Here is a 22,476-nt window from a genome sequence, read left to right as displayed (position 1 = left end):
GGAGCGAGCCGGCAGGCCGGGGCTTAGCTGTTGGGCAGCAAGCGGCAGGTGATGCTCTTGATATAACGGGTTTCCGGGATTGCCGGGTGTACCGGATGGTCCGGGCCCTGGCCGCCGCGTTCCAGCAGCTGGATATTGCGGTCCAGGTGGCGGGCGCTGGTGAGCAGGATGTTCTGCAGGTCGTCTTCCGGCAGGTGCATCGAGCACGAGGCGCTGACCAGGATGCCGTCTTTGCTCAGCAGGCGCATGGCTTGCTCGTTCAGGCGGCGATAGGCGCCTTCACCGTTCTTCAGGTCTTTCTTGCGCTTGATGAAGGCGGGCGGGTCGGCCACGATCACGTCGAAACGCTCTTCGGAGGCTTTCAGTTCCTTCAGGGCTTCGAACACGTCGCCTTCGATGCAGGTCATCTTCTCGGCAAAGCCGTTCAACGCCGCGTTACGCTCCACGCCGTCCAGGGCAAAGGACGAAGCATCGACGCAGAACACTTCGCTGGCGCCGAACGCCGCTGCCTGCACGCCCCAGCCACCGATGTAGCTGAACAGGTCCAGCACCCGCTTGCCCTTGGCATACGGCGCCAGGCGCGCACGGTTCATGCGGTGGTCGTAGAACCAGCCGGTTTTCTGGCCTTCCATCACCGGCGCTTCGAATTTCACGCCGTTTTCTTCCAGGGCGACCCACTCCGGCACCAGGCCGAATACGGTCTCTACATAACGCTCCAGGCCTTCGGCATCGCGGGCCGCAGAGTCGTTCTTGAACAGGATGCCGCTTGGTTTCAGGACCTGGACCAGCGCCGCGATCACTTCATCCTTGTGCTGCTCCATGGCCGCCGAGGCGAGCTGGACCACCAGGATGTCGCCGAAACGATCCACCACCAGCCCCGGCAGCAGGTCGGAATCGCCGTAGACCAGGCGATAGAAGGGTTTGTCGAACAGCCGATCGCGCAGCGACAGGGCCACGTTGAGGCGGTGCACCAGCAGCGACTTGTCCAGGGGCAACTTGATGTCGCGCGACAGCAGGCGGGCGCAGATCAGGTTGTTCGGGCTCATGGCGACGATGCCCAGCGGTTTGCCGCCGGCAGCTTCGAGGATGGCCTGGTCACCGGCCTTGAAGCCATGGAGCGGGGTGGCCGCCACGTCGATTTCGTTGCTGTAGACCCACAGGTGACCGTTGCGCAGGCGTCGGTCGGCGTTGGCTTTAAGGCGTAGGCTAGGCAGGGACATGACGTCGCTCCGGGGAAAAAAGAGCGGAATTATAGCGGGAGTTGGCCGTCCCCGGCGTGCGATGTTTCATGTAAGTGATTGTACACTTGGCCCATGGCGTACAAGTTTTCCGCTAGAATCCTTCCCTAGCCCGGAGTGTGTACCCATGTCCCAAGAACTTTCACCCGAACAGATCCAGCAGGCCCTGCAAGGCATTAGCGTGCCTCCCCAACCGCAAATCATGGTGGATTTGCAGATGGAGCAGTACATGCCTGACCCGGATCTGGAGGTGATCGCCCGGTTGATCAGTCAGGATCCCGGTCTCTCCGGTGCGCTGCTGAAAATCGTCAATTCGCCTTATTACGGCCTGTCGAACAAGATCGCTTCGATCCAGCGCGCGGTGAACCTGCTGGGCAGCCGCTCGATCATCAATTTGATCAACGCGCAGTCGATCAAGGGCGAGATGGCCGATGAAACCATCGTGACCCTCAATCGCTTCTGGGACACCGCCCAGGATGTGGCGATGACCAGCCTGACCCTGGCCAAGCGCACCGGCGCCCAGGCGGTCGATGAGTCCTATGCCCTGGGGCTGTTCCACGATTGCGGCATTCCGCTGATGATCAAGCGTTTCCCCGACTATATGTCGGTGCTCGAGCGGGCCTACGCCAATGCCGGTCCGGGGCAGCGCGTGGTGGACACGGAAAACACCGAGCTGAACACCAACCATGCCGTGGTCGGCTACTACACGGCCAAATCCTGGCGCCTGCCGGAGCATGTGACCAACGCCATCGCCAATCACCACAACGCCCTGGCGATCTTCAGCGACGAGTCGACCCGCAACAGCCAGTTGAAAAACCTGCTGGCGATCCTGAAAATGGCCGAACATATCTGTGCGTCCCATCGGGTCCTGGGCAACGAAGCCGAAGACCACGAATGGAACGCCATCGGCCATCTGGTGCTCGATTATGTCGGCCTGTCCGACTATGACTTCGAAAACCTCAGAGAGAACATCCGCGAGCTCGGCGTGAACTAAGTCCGAGCACCGTCGTCGAGCCCCTTGCCATGCCTGAATTACCTGAAGTCGAAACCACCCGGCGCGGCATCGCGCCCCATCTGGAAGGCCAGCGGGTCAGCCGTGTAATCGTGCGCGACCGCCGGCTGCGCTGGCCGATCCCGGAAGACCTCGATGTGCGCCTGTCCGGGCAACGCATCCTGCTCGTGGAGCGGCGGGCCAAATACCTGTTGATCAAGGCCGAGGTCGGGACCCTGATCAGTCACCTGGGCATGTCGGGCAACCTGCGCCTGGTGGAGGCCGGCTTGCCGGCGGCCAAGCATGAACATGTGGATATCGAGCTGGAGTCCGGGCTGGCCCTGCGCTACACCGACCCACGCCGCTTCGGCGCGATGCTCTGGAGCCTGGACCCGCTCAACCACGAATTGCTGGTACGCCTCGGGCCGGAGCCGCTCACCGAGCTGTTCGATGGCGAGCGGCTGTTCCAGCTTTCGCGCAAGCGTTCCATGGCGGTGAAACCGTTCATCATGGATAACGCGGTGGTGGTCGGGGTCGGCAATATCTACGCGACCGAGGCCCTGTTCGCTGCCGGGATCGATCCGCGCCGTGAGGCCGGGAGCATTTCGCGGGGACGTTACCTGGCGCTGGCGATTGAAATCAAACGCATCCTGGCGGCGGCCATCGAGCGGGGCGGCACCACCTTGCGCGATTTTATCGGCGGGGACGGCCAGCCCGGCTATTTCCAGCAGGAACTGTTCGTCTACGGGCGTGGCGGCGAGCATTGCAAGGTCTGTGGCAACGGCTTGCGCGAGATTCGTCTGGGGCAGCGGGCCAGCGTGTATTGCCCACGTTGTCAGAGCTGACCTGACAAGCGCGCACAGGCTGTTATAGTTAGGACTTTGCCATCCATTGCTTTGCTGAAGGATAGTGCCATGAACCCGTTTCGCACCCTGGCCCTGGTTGTGGCCCTGAGTTTTGGTCTGCAGGCGTTGCCGGTTCTGGCGAACGATGGCACCAGTGGCGATCCTACCTACACGATCCAGAATCCACCGGCCTACGCAATGATCGCCGACTTGATCATCGCCCGTCCCTTGCTGGTAGGGGCGACCCTGGTCGGCACGGCGGTGTTCGTGGTGTCGTTGCCGTTCACCGCGTTCGGCGGCGTCAAGGGCATGGGCAACGCCGGCAAGTCACTGGTGCTCGCGCCTGGGAAAGCGGCCTTTGCCCGTTGCCTGGGCTGCACGGCCGAAGGTTTCGACGGCGATCAGTGACAGGCGTCGCCGCGCCCTGTAGAAGCCGTCTTGCTCAACGCCCCTCAGAACGACGCGGTCTTTTAGGAACTGCTTGTCGGGACGCCGCATCGCAGCAATGGGAGCCCTGAGTCTGGCGTTGTTCTTGCTGACGCCATCGCCAGCAAGCCGGCTCCCACAGGACCGCGTCTCACCACAAAAATATCGTGCTGCCGAGATCTCTGTGGGAGCTGGCTTGCCAGCGATGGCGGCCGAATAATCACCGCAGGACTCTAGGGCCTCATCGCCAGCAAGCCGGCGCCCACGCCGTGGTTGCGGGCTGTGCCGATCAGGCCTTGCCGGTGATTTTCCGGTACTTGGTCATCAACTCGTCTTCGGTTTCCGGATGGGCTTCGTCCAGTGGGATGCAGTCCACCGGGCAGACCTGCTGGCACTGCGGCTCGTCGTAGTGACCGACGCACTGGGTGCACAGGTTCGGGTCGATCACGTAGATCTCTTCGCCTTGGGAAATGGCGGCGTTCGGACACTCGGGTTCGCAGACGTCGCAGTTGATGCAATCGTCGGTGATGATCAGGGACATGGGCACTCCGGCCCGGACGGCAGGCCCGGGCGACATGAAAACTAATGCGTCAATTGTGCCGCATTGGCGCGCGCAGTGCACGCGCACCCGTCGAGGCAAGCGTAATCGCCAGCCTCGAGAGTGTCTGCAGCGGGGTTATTTCTTGAAGCGCAGGGTCAGTGCGTCGGCCACCGCCGGGTGGACGAACTTGGTGATATCGCCGCCCAATGCTGCGATTTCCCGGACCAACGTCGACGAAATGAACGAATAACGTTCCGACGGCGTCAGGAACAGGCTTTCGACGTCCGGGGCCAACTGACGGTTCATGTTCGCCAGCTGGAATTCGTATTCGAAGTCCGACACGGCGCGCAGACCGCGCAGGAAGACGTTGGCGTTCTGTTCCTTGGCGAAATGCGCCAGCAGCGTGGAAAAACCCACCACTTCCACGTTGGGCAGGTGCTGGGTGACCTCACGGGCCAATTCCACCCGTTGCTCCAGGGGGAACAGCGGGTTTTTCTTCGGGCTGGCAGCCACGGCGATGATCACGTGGTCGAACAGGCGCGCGGCGCGCTCGACCAAGTCGCCATGACCCTTGGTTATCGGGTCGAAGGTACCTGGGTACAACACTCGGTTCATCGCGTCGTCCTGGCGGGTATCCGTTTGCGGGAGTCGGATGGTATCGCAGCCTTTCCGGTCGGCCAAGTCAGGATACCGGGAAGAAAGCACTATAGACGCGACGAATAGTCCTCTTTTTCACGGGTTTTTCAAGCGCTCCGCGAGGGCAGTGGCCAACTGTGCTGTCAGACCGTAGACCGAAAGCTGTGGGTTGGCTCCTATGCTGGTGGGAAACAGCGAGCCGTCGTGGACCGACAGATTACGCAACTGATGGTGGCGCCCCAGGCTGTCGGTGACCGCGCTTTTCGCCTCTTCACCCATGGCGCAACCGCCCATGACGTGGGCGCTGCCCAGGCGCGTGCGGTAGAGCTCCAGGCTCAGTTCGTCGATCAGCTCGCGGGCCTTGGCCAGGGTGTTCACGTAGTCGGCATCGGCATGCAGCGGCAGTACCGATTGGGCGCCCGCCGCGAACTGGATCTCGGCCATGCTGTGGTAGGCCCGGCGCAGGCCGTCCCAGGCGTAGGCGGACACCTGATAGTCGAGCACCGGCGTACCGTCGCCCCGCAGTTCCACGCTGCCGCCGGGGCTGTCCGGGTGGAAACCGTCGCGCATCAGCGCCAGCATCATGTGGGTGTGTGGCAGTTGTTCCATGCGCAGGGCGCTTTGCGCACCGAAGCCGCCGAGCAAGGTGCTGGCCAGCGCCGGTTGCAGGGGTGGTACTTCGAGCTTGTAGGACATCGGCCCGGTGACGCCGGCATTCCACTGGAAATGGTCGGAATAGATCGACTGTGGGGCGCCGTAAAACGGATTGATGACCTCGGAAAATTGCCCGGCGGAGAAGTTCACCAGGTGCAGGAAGGTCCGTTTACCCAGCTGACCACTGGGGTCCGGTGCCTTGGAGCGCAGCAGCAGGCCTGGGCTGTTGATGCCACCGCCGGCGAGCACGTAATGCCGGGCCTTGACCCGGATTGTCCGGCCATTGGGGGCCACGCACCGCTCGTCCATCGCCACGCAGAGCAGGCCGGTGACCTGGTCGCCTTCGATCTGCAAGCGTTCGGCCCGGGCCAGATAGAGCAATTCGCCGCCTTTCTCCAGGGTTGCCGGAATGGTGGTGACCAGCATCGACTGCTTGGCGTTGGTCGGGCAGCCCATGCCGCAGTAGCCCAGGTTCCAGCAGCCGCGGACGTTGCGCGGGATGACTTTCCAGCTGTAGCCGAGGGCTTCGCAGCCGTTGCGGATCACGTCGTTGTTGGCATTGGGTGGCATCACCCAGGGGGCGACGCCGAGGCGTTGCTCCATTTTCTCGAACCAGGGCGCCATCTCGGCGCTGCTGTGGCCCTTGACGTTGTGTTCCTTGGCCCAGTGTTCGAGGGTCTGCTCCGGGGTGCGGAAACTCGAGGTCCAGTTGATCAGCGTGGTCCCGCCGACGGCGCGCCCCTGGAGGATGGTGATGGCGCCGTCCTTGCTCATGCGGCCGATGCCTTCCTGGTAGAGGCTGGTGTAGGCCTGGTCTTCGAGCATCTTGAAGTCGCTGCTGGTTTTCAGCGGGCCTTCCTCGATCAGCAGGACCTTGTAGCCGGCGGCGCTGAGGATTTCGGCGGTGGTGCCACCACCCGCGCCGCTGCCGATGATGGCGACATCGGCCTCCAGCGTCAGGTCCTGCTCCAGGCGGGAGCCGTCATAGGTTTTCCAGCCTCGGGCCAGGCCTTCGCGAAACAGATCGGGTACGGGCATGTGCAGCCTCTTTTATTGTTGTTGTGCAAGGTCTATGTAGGCGCGAGCTTGCTCGCGAAAAAATCGTCAACGATAACGTCGTGTATCCGGACGATTGCGGTGTCTCGGCTATTTTTCGCGAGCAAGCTCGCTCCTACACAGGGGGCTAGACTTTCGGTGGTCCGGGATAACCACAGTGGGCCCAGGCTTCGGCGCGGTTGTACCAGGCCATCATCACCAACTGCAGCAACGACGCGTGGCCCATGCGCAGCAGGCTCAGGTAGCTGTTTTCCCAGCGGTCGAGAAAGGCGTGGATCTGCGCGTCGCTGGCATTTTCCCAACTGCCCCAGATACCGGTCAGCGGCCCGCGGGTGATGCCCATGCCAAGGACGTCGAACAGTTGCCGGGTCAGCTTGAGCATTTCCGGTGACAGGTGGGCGAGGCTGTAGTCCAGGCTCGTCAAGGTCTGGTCGATGGCGGCGGGTATTTTCACGGCCGCGACGGCGCCTTCGAGCATCGCCGGGATCAGGGCCTGCAAAAATGGCAGGTCGTTGCTCTGCAATACGGCAAAACCACTGGCCGGACGGCCGGCCGAGCAGCCACTGAGGCTGGCGGCCAGCCCGGCGGTGCTGAGAAAGGCGCCGGCGCAGAGGCCGATTTTCAGCACGCCGCGACGGCTCAGGATGGGAGATTCAGACAGGCTTGGCATTCTTGTTATTCACCTGGGCAGTGGAACATCAACGAACGAAGAGTTTCTGGATCAGTTTCTGGATCGATTTGCCGTACGGCGGATAGATCAGCCGCGCCGCGTTGAAGCGCTGTTTGGTCAGCACGCCCTTGGCCTTGCTGAAGGTCAGGAAACCTTCGTGGCCGTGGTAATGGCCCATGCCCGAGGGGCCGATACCGCCGAAAGGCAGGTCTTCCTGGGGTACATGGAGCAGGGTGTCGTTCAGGCAGACGCCGCCGGAATGGGTTTCATCGAGCACCCGTTGCTGTTCAGCCTTGTTGTAGCCGAAGTAGTAGAGCGCCAGGGGGCGAGGTCGACGATTGATGTAGGCAAAGGCTTCATCCAGGCCCTTGTACGGCACGATGGGCAGCAACGGGCCGAAGATCTCGTCTTGCATCAACGTCATTTCATCGTTGACGTTCAGCAACAGGCTGTGGCCCATGCGCCGTTGCTGGTTCTGCTCGAACAGCGGAATCAGCAGCGCGCCCTTGCTGGTGGCATCGCTGAGGTAGCCGTTGAGCCGGGCCAGTTGGCGGTCATTGATGATGCTGGTGTAGTCCGGGTTATCGACCAGTGTCGGATAAAAACTGCGCACCGCCTGGCGGTAGGCTTCGACGAAGGACCCGACTCGCTCTTCCGGCACCAGCACGTAGTCGGGCGCCACGCAGGTCTGGCCAGCGTTGAGGGTCTTGCCGAAGGCGATACGTTCGGCGGCGTCCTTGAGGGGCACGTCCTGGGAAACGATGGCCGGCGACTTGCCGCCCAGTTCCAGGGTCACCGGAGTCAGGTTTTCCGCCGCGGCGCGCATCACGTGCCGGCCGATGCTGGTGGCGCCGGTGAACAGCAGGTGATCGAACGGCAGCTTGGAGAAGGCCATGCCGATTTCGGCTTCGCCGAGTACCACGCAGACCTGATCTTCGGGGAACACCCGGCCCAGCAGTTCCTTGAGCAACAGGCCGGTGGCCGGGGTCGCTTCGCTGAGTTTGAGCATCACCCGGTTGCCCGCCGCCAACGCCCCCACCAATGGGCCGATGCTGAGGAACAGCGGGTAGTTCCAGGGCACGATCACGCCGATCACCCCCAATGGCTGGTAGACGACTTTGGCCGAAGCCGGCTGGAAGGCCAGGCCGACCCGCCGACGTGACGGTTTCATCCAGCGCTTGAGGTGTTGGCGGGCATGGTGGATGCCTTGCAGGCTGGGCATGAGCTCGCCGAGCAGGGTTTCATCGGCGCTGCGGTTGCCGAAGTCCTGGCTGATGGCGTCGATCAGCGCCTGACGTTCGTCGCTGAGCATCTGGCGCAGGCTGTCGAGCCCTTGTCGGCGTTGCTCGGCGGGGGGCATGGGATGCGCGGCATAGGCGCGGCGTTGCGCTTGAAACAGGCGCTGGAGTTGGTCCAGTTGCTGCTGCGATTCCTGCAGATAGGCGATTTCGGCAGACATGGCGCGCTCCAGGGTGTGTGATTTTATTTTTAAACGAATGTTTAGAGCTATTGCTCCATAAAGTCAACAGGGAGTCTCAGTGCAATCTGATAGCGGCTGAGAATCATGGCGATTTATCCGCGCTCGGATAGGCCGTAAGATGGCCGGTACCGTCTTCTGGAAGTAAAGCTGAAGTCATGGCCCCTCGAATAAAAACCAGCGAGCGCATCGTCCAGAACAGCCTGGATCTGTTCAATCAGCAGGGCGAGCGCAGCGTCAGTACCAACCATATCGCGGCGCACATGGACATTTCGCCGGGTAACCTCTACTACCACTTCCCTAACAAGCAGGCGATCATTGCCGTGCTGTTCGCCGAGTACGAAGCCCTGGTCGACAGCTTCCTGCGTCCGCCCCAGGGGCGCGCCTCGACCATCGATGACAAACGTTTCTATCTCAAGGCCCTGCTGGCGGCGATGTGGCGTTATCGTTTCCTGCACCGCGACCTCGAACACCTGCTGGAAAGCGATGCCGAATTGGCCGCCCGTTATCGACGTTTTTCCCAGCGCTGCCTGATCCAGGGCCAGGCGATCTACGCGGGGTTTGTCGAGGCCGGCATCCTGGGAATGGACGCCGTGCAGACCGAGGCCCTGACCCTCAATGCCTGGATTGTCCTGACCTCCTGGGTACGCTTCCTGAGCACCACCCGCGAGAACGCCCATTACCTGAGCGAAGAATCGATCAAGCGTGGGGTCTATCAAGTGCTGGTGCTGGAGTCGGGTTTTGTCACCGCGCAGTCGCGGGCGGCGGTGGACAAGTTGCTCAACGAATTTTATGTGCCGTTGGCCCAGGCCCTGGAGGATGTGTCGGGGCCCATGCCCATCATGTAGGAGCGAGCTTGCTCGCGATGGGCATCAACGGTAACGCGGGGTACCTGATACCCCGCGGTGCTTGGACTACCATCGCGAGCAAGCTCGCTCCTACAGTAGTTATCTCTTACCCCTGTATGAGGAGTTCGCTATGCCCCTTGCGCAACTGATCAGCCCCCAGCAACTGGCCGAACGCCAGGCTCGGCCCGGGCTGGTGATCCTGGATTGCCGTTTTGCCCTTGAAGACCCGGACTACGGACAGCGCAGTTATGCCCAGGGGCATATCGAAGGCGCGCACCACGCCGACCTGGAGCGGGACCTGAGTGGTCCGGTGACCCGCGGCGTGACCGGGCGTCATCCGCTGCCGGACCCGACGGAGTTGGTCGAACGCCTGCAGGCCTGGGGCATCAGTGCCGACAGCGAGGTCGTGCTGTATGACGACGGTCCCGGCATGTACGCCGCCCGCGCCTGGTGGTTGCTGGCCTGGCTGGGGAAACGTGACGGCGTGTTCCTGCTCGATGGCGGCCTGAAGGCCTGGCATGCGGCCGGTCAGCCGCTGAGCCTGAATCCGCCGGCTGCTGGCCGTGGCGCCTTCGTGGGAACGGCGGATGTTTCGTTGCAGATCAGCGCCGAACACTTGCAGCAGCGTCTCGGGCAACCGTCGATGACCCTGCTGGATGCCCGTGCCTTGCCGCGTTTTCGCGGTGAAGTGGAGCCGATCGACCCGGTGGCCGGGCATATTCCTGGTGCCTCATGCGCGGCGTTCAACGAGAACCTCGATGCGGATGGGCGGTTTCTCTCGGCGGATCAGCTCAAGCAGCGTTTCGCCGCCAAGCTGGGGGATCGCTCGCCGCAGGAGTTGGTGGCGTATTGCGGCTCCGGGGTGACGGCGTGTCACAACCTGTTTGCCTTGTGCCTGGCGGGTTATCCGTTGGGAACCTTGTATGCCGGGTCTTGGAGCGAGTGGATTACCGATCCGCAGCGAGCCGTGGCGACGGGCGACTGATTATCCAGGCGGCTGAGATTTGTCTACCTACACGCCGGACTCCGTCACCGGCTTAATCCCCTCGAGCGTGGAGAGATGCACGCTGTAGAAACCTCTTTGATAAAACGCAGACAGGAGATTTTTATGGGACAGGCCGTGTTGAATAATAAACTCGATCCCAGGCCGCCAGGGGGGATGGACGAATCGGCAGGGACGGGAACCCCTGCCGAACCACGATACAGCGGGGAGATGGAACCGCTCGCCAAACACCTTGAAACACTGGCGAGCAATAACCATCAGAAGATGCTCGCGCTGGGTCGTAGTGTGTTGTCGGACAAAAGTGTCGAGACCTACGAGGCGTTCGAGGTGCGGGCGCTCGAACTGCATCAGGCCTCCCTGCAGCTGATTCAGGATGCACTGCACCCCACCTCGACTATTTCGACTCAGGCGCAGCTTATCTTCCGCCAGTTTGATGCCGGTGCACTCGATCAATTAGCTGATGAACAACTGGGCCGTTTTTCGGACAGCATTGACCACCTGCTTGGCTTGGTCACGGGCAGCGCCTCCTTAAATAGCCGTGAGCTCGGCCTGCGTCTGGTTCGCGAAGGGATGACCGACTTCGAAGGCTTTCTACAGAAGGCCGATGAGGAGATAGTCCAGTCCCTGGTCTCATCCAGGGGCGAGAGCGGGCGGCTGGCCGAGGTGTTGGAGCGGATCTATGCCAGGGACATAGATCTGGGGTCGGACCTGGACTTGGATACAGGCGTCGCTTTGGACATTGATACATGGGCCTTGCGAGGCCCTGAGTTCAAAGAGTTGGCAGACAGTGCCAGAAACACCTCGGAGCCCGGTGATGCGTTCTTGCACGGGCGTGAGATTGAAATGCTGGAAGACTGGCAAGTGGATCCGCAACTCGAAGCCGAGGTTTTTGCCTGGACCCATGATCAGCCTGATGGCTATTCGGATGGGCAGATAACCGTGCCTTTATTGAATGATATTGCCACGTCGCTTAGCGCTGTTATCTACCCTGAATATGCTTGATCGATAGCCCGGCGTGGCGCGTTCCGGTCAGCTTTCCCTATCGGCCAGCCATTGCGGAATGCGCCGCTCCAGGTAGTAAGTCAGCTTGCCCGGCGAACCGTCGACGAACCCGACATGCCCGCCTTTGGCCTGCAATTCGAGTTGGGTGCCGGGCGCCAATTCGTCCGGCTCGGGCAGGCTGTGGGGAAACACGAACGGGTCGTCCTTGGCCTGGATAATCAGCGTCGGGGTGCGAATCGCCCCGAGGAAATAGCGGCTGGAGGCGCGGCGATAATAATCTTGCGCATCGGCAAAACCGTGCAGCGGCGCGGTGACCCGGCCATCGAAGTCCCAGAAGGTCCGCATGCCCGTCAATGGCCCCAGATCGCTCAGGGTCGCCAGGCCCTCGATGCGTCCGTCGTGCTGGAACTGGCGCTGCTTGTTCTTGATGTAGGCCAGCATCTCGCGCATGAAGTGCGCCTGGTAGATCCGCGAAAAGCCCTGGCCGATGCGGTCGGCGCACTGGTCCAGGCGAAACGGCACCGACACCGCGACGGCGCCTTGCAGGCCGCTGTCTTCGCCACTTTCCCCCAGATGCTTGAGCAGCACGTTAGCGCCCAGGGAGTAGCCGACGGCATAGAGCGGCGCCAGCGGGCGCAGGGCCTTGAGGTGGGCGACCACCTCCGCCAGGTCCTCACTGGCCCCGGAATGGTAACTGCGTGCCAGCCGATTGGGCTCCCCCGAACAACCCCGCCAGTTCAGCGCCACGCTGGCCCAGCCCTGGTTGCCCAGCGCCTGTTGCAGGCCGGCGACATAAGGCGAGTTCGACGAGCCGGTGAGCCCGTGCAGGACCAGCACCAGCGGCGTTTCGGCGGCATGCGGGCCGTGCCAGTCGAGGTCGAGGAAGTCGCCATCTTCAAGCCACAGGCGTTCGCGCCTGCGGTCGAGGTGGACGGTCTTGCGCCAGAGCGGCCCCCACAAGGTTTGCAGGTGCGGGTTACCCAGGCCCGGGGCGGGGGTGAAGGTGTGGGGGTTCTTGGATGACGGCACGGGGTGGTGTAATTGCCTGTGAGATCAGTCGGGACTTGGGCTCTGACACCTCGCCCCGCTGGTTTGCAAGGGCTGGTGTGAGGATTCGAGCTTCACGTTAGCGCATAACCTGAGGTTACGGCTATGCGGCATGACTATCCGTTGTTTGAGAGGCGCGACGGCGGGTCGATCCTTGTGTTGCTGGCGTCCAGCGCGCGAACCTGGCAACTGGGTCCCTGGACCTGAAGATCAGGCAAGGCTTGCTGAGTGACGCTCGGGCCGGTACTGGTCACCACCCAACTGTCGGCCGCAAAGTGCGCGTTCAAGGCGGCCTTGATCATTTCGCGGGTCAGCCGCTGGGCCTGTTCGGCGTAGTCCGTCAGGCTCAGGGGCAGGTCGTGACGAGCGATCACCAACAGCGCCTGCAGGATGTCCGCATTGCTGGCGCCATCCAGCGCCATGTCACCGCGCAGGCTCAGCTTGATGTTCTGCAGTTCCTGCTCGGTCGGGCCTTCCTCCAGCAGTTGTTCGAACATCCGCTTGACCCGCCGGATCACGGCTTCGCGGTATTCGGGAGGGGTCGAGAGGCTGATGTGGAACGGGCCACGGGCTTGCCAGTTCTTGAGTTGGGCTTGTGCTGAATAGGTGACGCCATGCCGTTCGCGCAAGGCATGCATCAGACGGCTATCGAAGCCGCCGCCAAAAATCAGGCTGGCGACGTAGAGGGCGACGTAGTCGGGATGCTGTCGAGGCGGGGCGATCTGGGCGAAATCCAGATGAACCAGGGTGGTCGGCCGTTCGATATGGGTGGTGCCGACGAGGCTGTCTTCAGGCTGGGCGCTGGCGGTTTGTGGCAACGCCGGACCTTTGGGCAAGGCGTCGGAAATTTTCACACTGATGATCTGCGCCTGCTCCAGTGAGATATCCCCGACCAGCACGATGATGGCGTTGCCCGCGCTGTAAGCCTGGTTGTGAAAGTCCCGCAGTTGCTCGGCAGTGATTTTTTCGAGACTTTCCCGGGTGCCGTAGAGGGGCCGGGCATACGGGTGCCTGGGGTAGAGCGGCGGTGCAAGGCGATGACTGACCCAGGTGTCGAAGGCGACGTCCTGGCGCATCTGTCGGTCGAGGATCTCGCTTTTTACCCGGCGAATGGCATCGCCGGTGAAGCTCGGCTTGCTCAGCACTTCGCTCAACAACTGCAGGGCCGGGGTCCGGATGGTTTCATCGCTGAGGCTGCGCAGGCTGACAAACCCATGGTCGCGGTCGATGCCATTGCCGAGCTGCACCCCCAGGCTGTCGAACGCGGTCAGGATCGCGTCGACATCCTTACCCTCCGACCCTTCGTTGAGCAGGCTCAGAGTCATGGCCGCCAAGCCGGGTTGCTCGTCGTCGTAACGGCTGCCGGCGGCAAAGCTCACGGCCACATCGAGCAACGGCAGGCCATGGGTTTCAACGAAGAGCACCTTGCTCCCATTGAGGGTTTTCCAGCCGCGAATAACGCGGGTCGTGGGGGTGGGCGCCAGGTGTTGGACTTCGCTCAGCGATTGCAGGGGATTGACGCTCGACGGTTCGGCGCCGACGGCTGCCCGGGGCCCTTGGATCGCCAGGGTGGTGATGAGTGTCAGCAGGACGCCGGATAACACCGGATTAGCCTTATTCATGCGGGGTTCTCCCAGGGTTGGCCAGGGCGACGCTGAGTCGCTCGCGGGTCAAGTAGGTTTGTGCGGCGTGTTGGATATCCAGGGGCGTGACGGCCTTCAGGTGCTCTTGTTCTTGTTCTTCCAGGGCCCACGACAGGCCGGCGCTTTCCAGGCCGCCGAGCTTCTGCGCCTGGTTTTCCAGCGAATCGAGGGCAAAGACCCGCTGCGCCATCATCCGGGTGCGCGCGCGTTCCAGCTCCTGCGCGCTGACAGGCGTCTGTTTGAGCTCGTCGAGCAGTTGCCACAGACGTGCCTGAATATCGTCCAGGCTGGGGTTTTTCTGGGTGTCCAAGTCGACGAAAATCTTCAACAAGGCATCTCCCCGGTTGAAGGCCTCATAGCGGGAGTGAGCCCGGGTGACCAGCTCTTCGCGGAACTTCAACTGCCTGAAAATCCGCGAGCCGGAGCCGACGCCCAGCAATTCGTTGAGCAGGCGCAAGGTGTGGGCGGTCTGCGGATCGGCGGCGGTGACCAGGCTGGGCACGTTGAACGCCATGATCAGGCTGGGAAACTCATTGCGGGTCTGCAGCGTGATCCGCCGTTCGCCCGGCTCGTTCAGCTCCAGCGGGCTGCGGATCTCGGGCAGCGTTCGGCTGGGCAGGTCGGCGAAGTAGCGCCGGGCCAGGCTTTCGACTTCCCCGGGGGTGATATCGCCGACCACCACCAGGGTGGCGTTGTTCGGCGCGTACCAACGGGCGTACCAGCGTTGCAGTTGCTCGACGTTCATGCGTTGCAGGTCGTGTTGCCAGCCGATGGTCGAGGTGCGATAGCCGCTGGTGGTAAAGGCGATGCTGCGCATCTTTTCGTCGAGTATTTCCCCGGGGGTGTCGTCGACGTTCTGGAACCGCTCGTTTTTGATCACCTCGATCTCACGCCGGAAGGCGGCTGGGGACAGTTGAGCGGAACTCATCTGGTCGGCCATGATTTCCAGCGCAACACCCAGCACATGACGCGGCATCAGGTATTCGTAGGTGGTGGCGTCATGGTTGGTGAAGGCGTTGATCCGTGCACCCAGGCGCTCCATGATCTGGAACGCCTGGGTCGGGCAGACTTTGCTGCTGCCCTGGAACAACAGGTGCTCCAGGGCATGGGAAAGCCCCGATTCGCCGGGCGGTTCGTGACTGGAGCCGACTTTGTACCAAAGCTGGGTCGCCACGACGGGGGCTCGATGATCTTCGCGCACGATGATTTTCAAACCGTTGTCGAGCATCAGTTCGTGGGTGCTGGGGGAGGGCGAGGCGAGGGCAATGACCGGCAGCAAAAAAAGCAAACCGAGAGCACGCCGGGAGGAGGGCCGTTTCATCCGTCAGGGTCCTTGTGAATGTCAAAGGAACACCTTGATCCGGTTGAGGGATAAGCGGGCGGTAGCGGGATAGTGAGGGCGGTCCGAGGCTCAGCTCGAACCGCCGCTCAGGTTATTGGCCGGCGACGCTGCGGTGCCACAGCGCGTAGTGGACGCGTCCGGACTTCTGCTCGCGGTGCAGGCGCCAGTTGCCCGGCAGGCCGAGGCCTGAGGGCGCGTTTTCGCTTTCGGTGTAGACCCAGGCGTCATCGGCCAGCCACTGGCGTTCTTCCAGCAGCGCGCAGATGCCGGGCAACAGGTTCTGGTTGAACGGCGGGTCGAGAAACACCAGGTCGAACGCCGTGGCCGTCTGGGTTTCCAGGTAGCGCAGGGCGTCGGCGGTCTGCACCTGGCCGACGCTGCAACGCAGGGTGCCCAGGTGCTCGCGCAGGTTGGCCACCGCCAGGTTGCTGGCATCCAGCGCCTGGCCCATGGCGGCGCCACGGGACAAGGCTTCGAGGAACAAGGCGCCGCTGCCGGCGAACGGGTCGAGCACCTTGGCCCCGGCGACATAGGGCGCCAGCCAGTTGAACAGGGTTTCGCGCACACGGTCCGGGGTCGGCCGCAGCCCCGGGACATCCGGGAAGCTCAGGCGCCGGCTGCGCCATTCGCCGCCGATGATACGCAGTTGATTCACACCGTTATGGGGGTGAGCGGGTTTCTTGCTGGGACGCGATGGGCTGGCCATTAATGCTCCGGGACCCCGAGCGGCTGCTCGGCGGGTTTGTCAGTCGGTGGCGGCAGCGGCTTTTGCGGTACCGTGGGGCCTGCGGTGACGACGATCATCTTGTCGACACTCAGGTGTTTGTTCATGGCGGTCTTGATCTGCTCGATGGTCAGCGCCTGGGTCTGCTGGACGAAATTTTCCAGGTAGTCGAGCGGCAGGTCATAGAAACCCATCAGGCCCAGTTGGCCGACGATGCTGCTGTTGCTTGCGTTGGAGAGCGGGAAGCTGCCGGCCATTTCGCGCTTGGCGTCGTCGAGTTCCTTCTGGGTCGGGCCGTTTTTCAGGTAGTCGGCGACCACGTCGTCCACCAGCTTGAGGGTGCCTTCGCTCATTTCGGCGCGGGTTTGCAGGTTGATCTGGAACGGACCGCGCACCTGCATCGGCGAGAAGCCCGAATAGACACCATAGGTCAGGCCACGTTTTTCGCGGACTTCGCTCATCAGCCGGGTACCGAAGCCGCCACCGCCGAGGATCTGGTTGCCCAGGGACAGGGCCGCGTAGTCCGGGTCGGTGCGGTCGATGCCCTGTTGGGCCATGAGGATGGTGGTCTGCTTGGACGGGAACTCGATATGCCCGACGCTGGCTTTCGGTTCCTCCGGCTGGGCGATCTTCGGCAAGGCCGGGCCCTTGGGCAGGGCACTGGAGACCTGGGCGGCGATGCCTTCGGCTTCTGTGCGCGACAGGTCGCCGACCAGTGCGATCACCACGTTGCCGGCCGCGTAGGCCTTGGCGTGGAAGGCGCGCAACTGCTCGAGGGTGATCGGCGGGATGCTCTGGGCCGTGCCTTCGCTAGGGTGCGCGTAAGGGTGATCGCCATACAGGCGCTTGGACAGGTCCAGGCTCGCCAGCTTGCCGGGGTTCTGCTTCTGGTATTCGAAACCGGCCAGCAGCTGGTTCTTGATCCGTGCCAGGGAGTCGGCGGGGAAGGTCGGCTTGCCCACCACTTCGGCGAACAGCTTCAACGCCGGCTCGCGTTTGTCCGGGGCGCTGAGGCTGCGCAGTGAAGCAATTGCCATGTCCTTGTAGGAACCGTTGCTGAAGTCGGCGCCCAGCCCCTCGAAGCCCTGGGCGATGGCGCCGACGTCCTTGCCGGCCACGCCTTCGTTGAGCATGGCGTTGGTCAGGGCGGCAAGGCCGGCGGCGTTGCCGTCCTGGCTGCTACCGGCGGCGAAGGTCAGGTTGAGGTTGAACATCGGCAGTTCATGGGCTTCGACGAACAGCACCTTGGCGCCTTCGGCGGTTTTCCAGGTCTGCACGTTGAGGGTGCGGTGCGCCGGTGCCTTGCCGTCCAGCTCGGCCAGGGATTGCAATTTATGGCTGGACTTGGCCGCGTCCAGGGCCTGGCTGGCCTGGGAGTTGCGCGAATCGAACAGATAAAAGCCGATACCGCCCGCCGCGACGGCAAAGGTCAGGGCGAGCAGGACGAAACGTGGCCCCTTGGACTGACTCATTGGGCGCTCTCCTCGGGCAATACATGGGCGACGCTGAGGCGCTCGCGGGTGAAATAGGTACGGGCGGCGTTCTGGATATCCTGCGGCGTGACGCTTTGCAGGTCGGACAGCTCGGTGTCCATCATTTTCCAGGACAGGCCGACGGTTTCCAGGATGCCGATGGCGCTGGCCTGGCTGGTAATGGAGTCACGCTCGTAGACCAGGCCGGCGATCACCTGGGCACGCACGCGCTCCAGTTCTGCGGCGCTGGGTGCCTGGGTTTTCAACTGGTCGAGCAGGCGCCAGAGGCCGGCTTCGGTATCGGCCAGGGTCTTTTTCTTCTGGCTGTTGGGGGTGGCCGAGAGCAGGAACAGAGTGTCGCCACGGGTGTAGGCGTCGTAGCTCGACGAGCCGCCGGAGATCAGCTCTTCGCCGCGCTCCAGTTGCGACGGCAGGCGGGCGCTGTAGCCACCATCCAGCAGGGCGGCGATCAGGCGCAGTGCGGTGACCGAACGCTTGTCTTCGGCGGTGGCGAAGCTCGGCACGTTGAAGGCGAGCATCAGGCTCGGCAACTGGGTCTTCACGTGCAGGGTGATCAGGCGTTCGCCCGGCTCATCCAGTTCCCGCGGGATTTTTGCCGGCGGCGTGTCACGCCGGGGGATGGCGCCGAAATAACGTTGGGCCAGGGTTTTGACTTCGTCCGGGGTGACGTCGCCGACCACCACCAGGGTGGCGTTGTTCGGCACATACCAGGACTGGTACCAATGGCGCAGCTCCTCGATTTTCATGCGGTCGAGGTCGGCCATCCAGCCGATGGTCGGCGTGTGGTAGCCGCTGGCCGGGTAGGCCATCGCCTTGAAGCGCTCGAAGGCCTTGCCCATGGGTTTGTCGTCGGTGCGCAGGCGGCGTTCCTCCTTGATTACCTCGATTTCCCGGCTGAACTCGTCGGCCGGCAGGCGCAGTGTGGCCATGCGGTCGGCTTCCAGCTCCAGGGCCACGCTCAGGCGGTCGCGGGCCAGGACCTGGTAATAGGCGGTGTAGTCGTCGCTGGTGAAGGCGTTTTCTTCGGCGCCCAGGTCACGCAGGATCAGCGAGGCTTCACCCGGGCCGACCTTGGAACTGCCCTTGAACATCATGTGTTCCAGGGCGTGGGACAGGCCGGTCTGGCCCGGTGTCTCGTAGCTCGAACCGACTTTGTACCAGATCTGCGAAACCACCACGGGGGCGCGGTGATCTTCGCGGACCACGACCTTCAGGCCGTTGTCGAGGGTGAATTCGTGGGTGGGTTGCGGGTCGGCGGCCAAGGCGGCCAGGGGTAGACAAAGCGTGCTGAGCAACAGGCCAGCGGCACGGCGGGCTAGAGCATTCATTCGTTTTCAAACCTGTAGTACGGCCCGCGTGATCTTAGCGTCGGCGGGCGAGGAGGTGCTAGGATACTGCGTTGCGCGCGAACAATCTGGTCAAAAGGCAGTCTGTTACGCATCAGAATATTATTTTGCCGGCGCGCCACCTTGGCGCGTCGCTACCGTGAGATAGCCGTCCTCCATGTTTGGTTCCAACGACGACAAGAAGACCCCAGCCCCGGCTGGCGAGAAAAAAAGCCTGTTCGGATGGCTGCGTAAAAAACCGCAGGAAGCCGTCGTCGAACAGCCACAACCGACCCCTGAGACCACGCCCGCGCCAGTGAGCGAGGCGTTGCCGGTTGCCGCCGAGCCGTTGTCGGTCAGCGCTGCGCTGGTTGAAACACCCGCCGCCGCGCCGGTTGCCCCGGTGCATGAGCCCTGGCTGAGTTTGCCGGTGGCCGAAGAGCCGGTCGCCCTGGTCGAGGATGTGCAGGCCCCGCATATCACCCCGCCGATTCCGCTGGGCGCCGTGCCGCCGGTCGCCGAAGTGGCTGCGCCAGAGCCGTTCGTCGCCGAACCGCTGCCCGCGCCGGTCATTGTGCCGGTTGCCGAAACTCCAGCTCCGGTAGTCTCTGCACCTGCACCTGCACCTGCACCTGCACCTGCACCTGCACCTGCACCTGCACCTGCACTGGCACCTGCACCTGCACCTGCACCTGCACCTGCACTGGCACCTGCACCTGTCCTGGCACCTGCGCCAGTCGTGGCGCCCGTGGTTGCGCCAGCTCCGGTGGCTGTCGTGGTGGCCGAGCCTGTGGTCGCCGAACCGGCCAAGCCGGTCAGCGAAGAAACCAAGGTCGGCTTCTTCACCCGCCTCAAGCAGGGCCTGTCCAAGACCAGCGCCAGCATCGGCGAAGGCATGGCCAGCCTGTTCCTGGGCAAGAAGGCCATCGACGACGACCTGCTCGAAGAGCTGGAAACCCGTCTGCTGACCGCCGACGTGGGCGTCGAAGCCACTTCGGTGATCATCCAGAGCCTGACCCAGAAGGTCGCGCGCAAGCAGTTGACCGACAGCGATGCGCTCTATGCCTCGCTTCAGGCCGAATTGACCGCGATGCTCAAGCCGGTCGAACAGCCGCTGAACATCGTTTCGCAACAGAAGCCTTTCGTGATCCTGGTCGTAGGCGTCAACGGCGCCGGCAAGACCACCACCATCGGCAAGCTGGCGAAGAAGCTGCAACTCGAAGGCAAGAAAGTCATGCTGGCGGCCGGTGATACCTTCCGTGCGGCGGCGGTGGAGCAATTGCAGGTCTGGGGCGAACGCAACCAGATCCCGGTGATCGCCCAGCACACCGGCGCCGACTCGGCCTCGGTGATCTTTGACGCGGTACAGGCGGCCAAGGCGCGCGGGGTCGACGTGCTGATCGCCGACACCGCCGGTCGCCTGCACACCAAAGACAACCTGATGGAAGAGTTGAAGAAGGTCCGTCGGGTGATCGCCAAGCTCGATGTCGAGGCGCCCCACGAAGTGCTGCTGGTGCTCGATGCCGGGACTGGGCAGAACGCCATCAACCAGGCCAAACAATTCAACCAGACGGTCCAGCTGACCGGCCTGGCATTGACTAAGCTCGATGGGACCGCCAAGGGCGGGGTGATCTTTGCCCTGGCCAAGCAGTTTGGCCTGCCGATTCGTTACATCGGCGTCGGCGAAGGCATCGACGATCTACGCACGTTCGAAGCCGAACCCTTTGTCCAGGCCCTTTTCGCTGAGCGGGAGCGTTCATGATTCGTTTCGAACAGGTCGGTAAGCGCTATCCGAACGGTCATGTCGGCTTGCATGAACTGAGCTTTCGGGTGCGTCGTGGTGAATTCCTGTTCGTGACCGGGCATTCCGGCGCGGGCAAAAGTACCCTGTTGCGCCTGCTTCTGGCGATGGAGCGTCCGACCACCGGCAAACTGCTGCTGGCCGGGCAGGACCTGGGCCAGATCAGCAACGCGCAGATTCCGTTCCTGCGGCGGCAGATCGGCGTGGTGTTCCAGAACCACCAGTTGCTGTTCGACCGCACGGTGTTCAACAACATCGCCTTGCCGTTGCAGATCCTCGGCCTGTCCAAGGCCGAGATCGTCAAACGCGTGGATTCGGCCCTGGAGCGCGTGGCGCTGTCGGACAAGACCGACCTCTACCCCGGCGACCTCTCCACCGGTCAGCAACAGCGCGTCGGCATTGCCCGCGCCATCGTCCATCGCCCGGCCCTGCTGCTGGCGGACGAACCCACCGGTAACCTCGACCCGCGCCTGGCGGCGGAAATCATGGGCGTGTTCGAAGACATCAACCGCCTGGGCACCAGCGTACTGATCGCCAGCCACGACCTGGCTCTGATTGCTCGCATGCGCCACCGCATGCTGACCTTGCAACGCGGCCGATTGATCGGCGACGGGGAGGCTGGAGAATGAGTGCCACCCGCAGTCCGAAAGTGGCCGAACGCGTAGCGCCGAAGGCCTCCGAGCCGCAGAAGCCGAAGAAAAAACGCGACGAAGACGACGGCCCGGATTTTGGCACCTTGCTGCACGCCTGGATCGAAAGCCACCGCGCCAGCCTGGTGGACAGCCTGCGCCGCCTGGGCAAACAGCCGATCGGCAGCTTTTTCACTTGCCTGGTGATGGCCGTGGCCCTGAGCCTGCCGATGGGCTTGTCGTTGCTGCTGAACAATGTCGAGCGCCTCGGCGGCTCCTGGCAGCGCGCCGCACAGATTTCCCTGTACCTGCAACTGGATGCCAGCCCGACCGAAGGCGAGCACCTCAGCGAACAGATCAAGGCCATGGCCGGCGTGGCGGATGCCGAGTTCATCAGCAAGGAAAAGGCCCTGGACGAGTTCCAGCAACAGTCCGGCCTGGGCGAAGCCCTCAAGGAATTGCCGCAGAACCCCTTGCCGGGGGTGGTGCTGGTGACGCCGAACGAAGTCGACAAGGCGACCCTGGAGGCATTGCGCCAGCGCCTCGCCGAGTTGCCCAAGGTGCAACAGGCGCAACTGGACCTGGTCTGGGTCGAGCGCCTGGCGGCGATCCTCAAGCTGGGCGACCGGTTTGTCTTTGGCCTGACGGTGCTGCTGGTGTCTGCATTACTTTTGGTGATAGGCAATACCATTCGTCTTCATATTGAAAACCGCCGCACCGAGATCGAAGTGATTAAACTGGTCGGCGGCACTGATAGCTATGTGCGTAGGCCTTTTCTCTATATGGGCGCGCTTTATGGCTTTGGTGCCGGGCTTTTGTCCTGGGGCGTGCTGGCTTACGGCTTGAACTGGCTGAATGACGCAGTGGTCGGGCTGGCCGGTCTCTACGGCAGCAATTTCGCCCTGGCCGGTGTGCCGGTTGCCGATGGTCTGTCATTGTTGCTTGGGGCAGTGCTCTTGGGGTATATCGGTGCTTGGATTGCGGTCGCACGGCATTTACGTGAGCTGGCACCGAAGTAGTTAATGTCAGATTAATGTGGTTTCGTTTGTATTGACCGTATCGGTGGTTTAGGGGACTTGTCCTAC

General features: G+C 62.8%; 21 protein-coding genes. 9 read left to right on the top strand and 12 right to left on the bottom strand.

Annotation, left to right across the window (positions count from 1 at the left end; genetic code table 11):
- Positions 1-23: 23 nt before the first annotated feature.
- A complete protein-coding gene (locus tag HX866_RS31495) occupies positions 24-1,220 on the bottom strand; it encodes a class I SAM-dependent rRNA methyltransferase (RefSeq protein WP_121135338.1) in 1,197 nt (398 codons plus the stop codon).
- A gap of 199 nt (positions 1,221-1,419) precedes the next feature.
- Here HX866_RS31495 and HX866_RS31490 point away from each other — a divergent pair, with 199 nt between their 5' ends.
- The 3 genes from HX866_RS31490 to HX866_RS31480 all read left to right on the top strand — a co-directional run bounded on the left by HX866_RS31490 (position 1,420) and on the right by HX866_RS31480 (position 3,482).
- Complete coding sequence (locus HX866_RS31490) at positions 1,420-2,232, top strand: HDOD domain-containing protein (RefSeq protein ID WP_177098346.1); 813 nt, start codon at positions 1,420-1,422, stop codon at positions 2,230-2,232.
- A gap of 29 nt (positions 2,233-2,261) precedes the next feature.
- Positions 2,262-3,074: a bifunctional DNA-formamidopyrimidine glycosylase/DNA-(apurinic or apyrimidinic site) lyase gene (gene mutM / locus HX866_RS31485; protein WP_177124340.1), complete on the top strand. Its 813-nt coding sequence runs from the start codon at positions 2,262-2,264 to the stop codon at positions 3,072-3,074.
- Positions 3,075-3,143: 69 nt separating this feature from the next.
- Complete coding sequence (locus tag HX866_RS31480; protein WP_177105020.1) at positions 3,144-3,482, top strand: multidrug transporter; 339 nt, start codon at positions 3,144-3,146, stop codon at positions 3,480-3,482.
- A gap of 307 nt (positions 3,483-3,789) precedes the next feature.
- Here HX866_RS31480 and HX866_RS31475 read toward each other — a convergent pair whose 3' ends face one another.
- The 5 genes from HX866_RS31475 to HX866_RS31455 all read right to left on the bottom strand — a co-directional run bounded on the left by HX866_RS31475 (position 3,790) and on the right by HX866_RS31455 (position 8,516).
- Positions 3,790-4,041 carry a YfhL family 4Fe-4S dicluster ferredoxin gene (locus HX866_RS31475; RefSeq protein WP_177098251.1) on the bottom strand — a complete coding sequence of 84 codons (252 nt, stop codon included), beginning with the start codon at positions 4,039-4,041 and terminating at the stop codon, positions 3,790-3,792.
- A gap of 135 nt (positions 4,042-4,176) precedes the next feature.
- Positions 4,177-4,656, bottom strand: a complete 480-nt coding sequence (coaD, locus tag HX866_RS31470) for a pantetheine-phosphate adenylyltransferase (RefSeq protein WP_100944586.1) — start codon at positions 4,654-4,656, stop codon at positions 4,177-4,179.
- A 117-nt stretch (positions 4,657-4,773) separates the two neighbouring features.
- On the bottom strand, positions 4,774-6,369 hold the full coding sequence (locus HX866_RS31465; protein ID WP_177098252.1) for a GMC family oxidoreductase: 1,596 nt from the start codon (positions 6,367-6,369) through the stop codon (positions 4,774-4,776).
- 145 nt (positions 6,370-6,514) lie between these two features.
- Positions 6,515-7,057 carry a twin-arginine translocation pathway signal protein gene (locus HX866_RS31460; protein WP_177141086.1) on the bottom strand — a complete coding sequence of 181 codons (543 nt, stop codon included), beginning with the start codon at positions 7,055-7,057 and terminating at the stop codon, positions 6,515-6,517.
- A gap of 28 nt (positions 7,058-7,085) precedes the next feature.
- On the bottom strand, positions 7,086-8,516 hold the full coding sequence (locus HX866_RS31455; protein WP_177105017.1) for a coniferyl aldehyde dehydrogenase: 1,431 nt from the start codon (positions 8,514-8,516) through the stop codon (positions 7,086-7,088).
- A 176-nt stretch (positions 8,517-8,692) separates the two neighbouring features.
- Here HX866_RS31455 and HX866_RS31450 point away from each other — a divergent pair, with 176 nt between their 5' ends.
- The 3 genes from HX866_RS31450 (at position 8,693) to HX866_RS31440 (ending at position 11,387) form a co-directional block, all read left to right on the top strand.
- Positions 8,693-9,382, top strand: a complete 690-nt coding sequence (locus HX866_RS31450; RefSeq protein ID WP_177098255.1) for a TetR/AcrR family transcriptional regulator — start codon at positions 8,693-8,695, stop codon at positions 9,380-9,382.
- Positions 9,383-9,512: 130 nt separating this feature from the next.
- Positions 9,513-10,367 (top strand): sulfurtransferase, encoded by an 855-nt coding sequence (locus tag HX866_RS31445; protein ID WP_177124344.1) that lies wholly within the window; start codon positions 9,513-9,515, stop codon positions 10,365-10,367.
- Positions 10,368-10,442: 75 nt separating this feature from the next.
- Positions 10,443-11,387, top strand: coding sequence for a hypothetical protein (locus HX866_RS31440; protein WP_177141085.1), 945 nt, complete (start codon positions 10,443-10,445; stop codon positions 11,385-11,387).
- A gap of 27 nt (positions 11,388-11,414) precedes the next feature.
- On the opposite strand, the gene HX866_RS31435 is transcribed toward HX866_RS31440, so the two are convergent.
- From HX866_RS31435 to HX866_RS31410, 6 genes are all read right to left on the bottom strand, one after another.
- Positions 11,415-12,416: a hydrolase gene (locus HX866_RS31435; protein WP_177098258.1), complete on the bottom strand. Its 1,002-nt coding sequence runs from the start codon at positions 12,414-12,416 to the stop codon at positions 11,415-11,417.
- A 134-nt stretch (positions 12,417-12,550) separates the two neighbouring features.
- A complete protein-coding gene (locus tag HX866_RS31430; protein WP_177141084.1) occupies positions 12,551-14,056 on the bottom strand; it encodes a M16 family metallopeptidase in 1,506 nt (501 codons plus the stop codon).
- Positions 14,049-15,398 (bottom strand): M16 family metallopeptidase, encoded by a 1,350-nt coding sequence (locus HX866_RS31425; protein ID WP_177141083.1) that lies wholly within the window; start codon positions 15,396-15,398, stop codon positions 14,049-14,051. Before HX866_RS31425 ends, HX866_RS31430 begins: the two co-directional genes overlap by 8 nt.
- Before the next feature lie 112 nt (positions 15,399-15,510).
- Positions 15,511-16,125 (bottom strand): 16S rRNA (guanine(966)-N(2))-methyltransferase RsmD, encoded by a 615-nt coding sequence (gene rsmD, locus HX866_RS31420; protein WP_177141082.1) that lies wholly within the window; start codon positions 16,123-16,125, stop codon positions 15,511-15,513.
- Complete coding sequence (locus HX866_RS31415; RefSeq protein WP_177141081.1) at positions 16,125-17,615, bottom strand: M16 family metallopeptidase; 1,491 nt, start codon at positions 17,613-17,615, stop codon at positions 16,125-16,127. The genes rsmD and HX866_RS31415 overlap by 1 nt, the downstream gene beginning before the upstream one ends.
- Positions 17,612-18,964: a M16 family metallopeptidase gene (locus HX866_RS31410; protein ID WP_177141080.1), complete on the bottom strand. Its 1,353-nt coding sequence runs from the start codon at positions 18,962-18,964 to the stop codon at positions 17,612-17,614. The genes HX866_RS31415 and HX866_RS31410 overlap by 4 nt, the downstream gene beginning before the upstream one ends.
- A gap of 175 nt (positions 18,965-19,139) precedes the next feature.
- On the opposite strand from HX866_RS31410, the gene ftsY reads away from it, so the two are divergent.
- The 3 genes from ftsY to ftsX are packed head-to-tail and all read left to right on the top strand — an operon-like array spanning position 19,140 to position 22,410.
- Entirely contained in the window at positions 19,140-20,723 is a 1,584-nt protein-coding gene (gene ftsY / locus HX866_RS31405; RefSeq protein ID WP_177141079.1) for a signal recognition particle-docking protein FtsY, read from the top strand.
- Positions 20,720-21,391 carry a cell division ATP-binding protein FtsE gene (ftsE, locus tag HX866_RS31400; protein WP_177098265.1) on the top strand — a complete coding sequence of 224 codons (672 nt, stop codon included), beginning with the start codon at positions 20,720-20,722 and terminating at the stop codon, positions 21,389-21,391. Before ftsY ends, ftsE begins: the two co-directional genes overlap by 4 nt.
- Entirely contained in the window at positions 21,388-22,410 is a 1,023-nt protein-coding gene (gene ftsX, locus HX866_RS31395) for a permease-like cell division protein FtsX (protein WP_177098266.1), read from the top strand. Before ftsE ends, ftsX begins: the two co-directional genes overlap by 4 nt.
- The last annotated feature ends 66 nt before the right edge of the window (positions 22,411-22,476 follow it).

The sequence above is a fragment of the Pseudomonas gingeri genome (genome assembly GCF_013386165.1).
GTDB classification, from domain to species: domain Bacteria; phylum Pseudomonadota; class Gammaproteobacteria; order Pseudomonadales; family Pseudomonadaceae; genus Aquipseudomonas; species Aquipseudomonas gingeri_C.
This window is presented reverse-complemented; position numbering and strand designations above follow the sequence as displayed.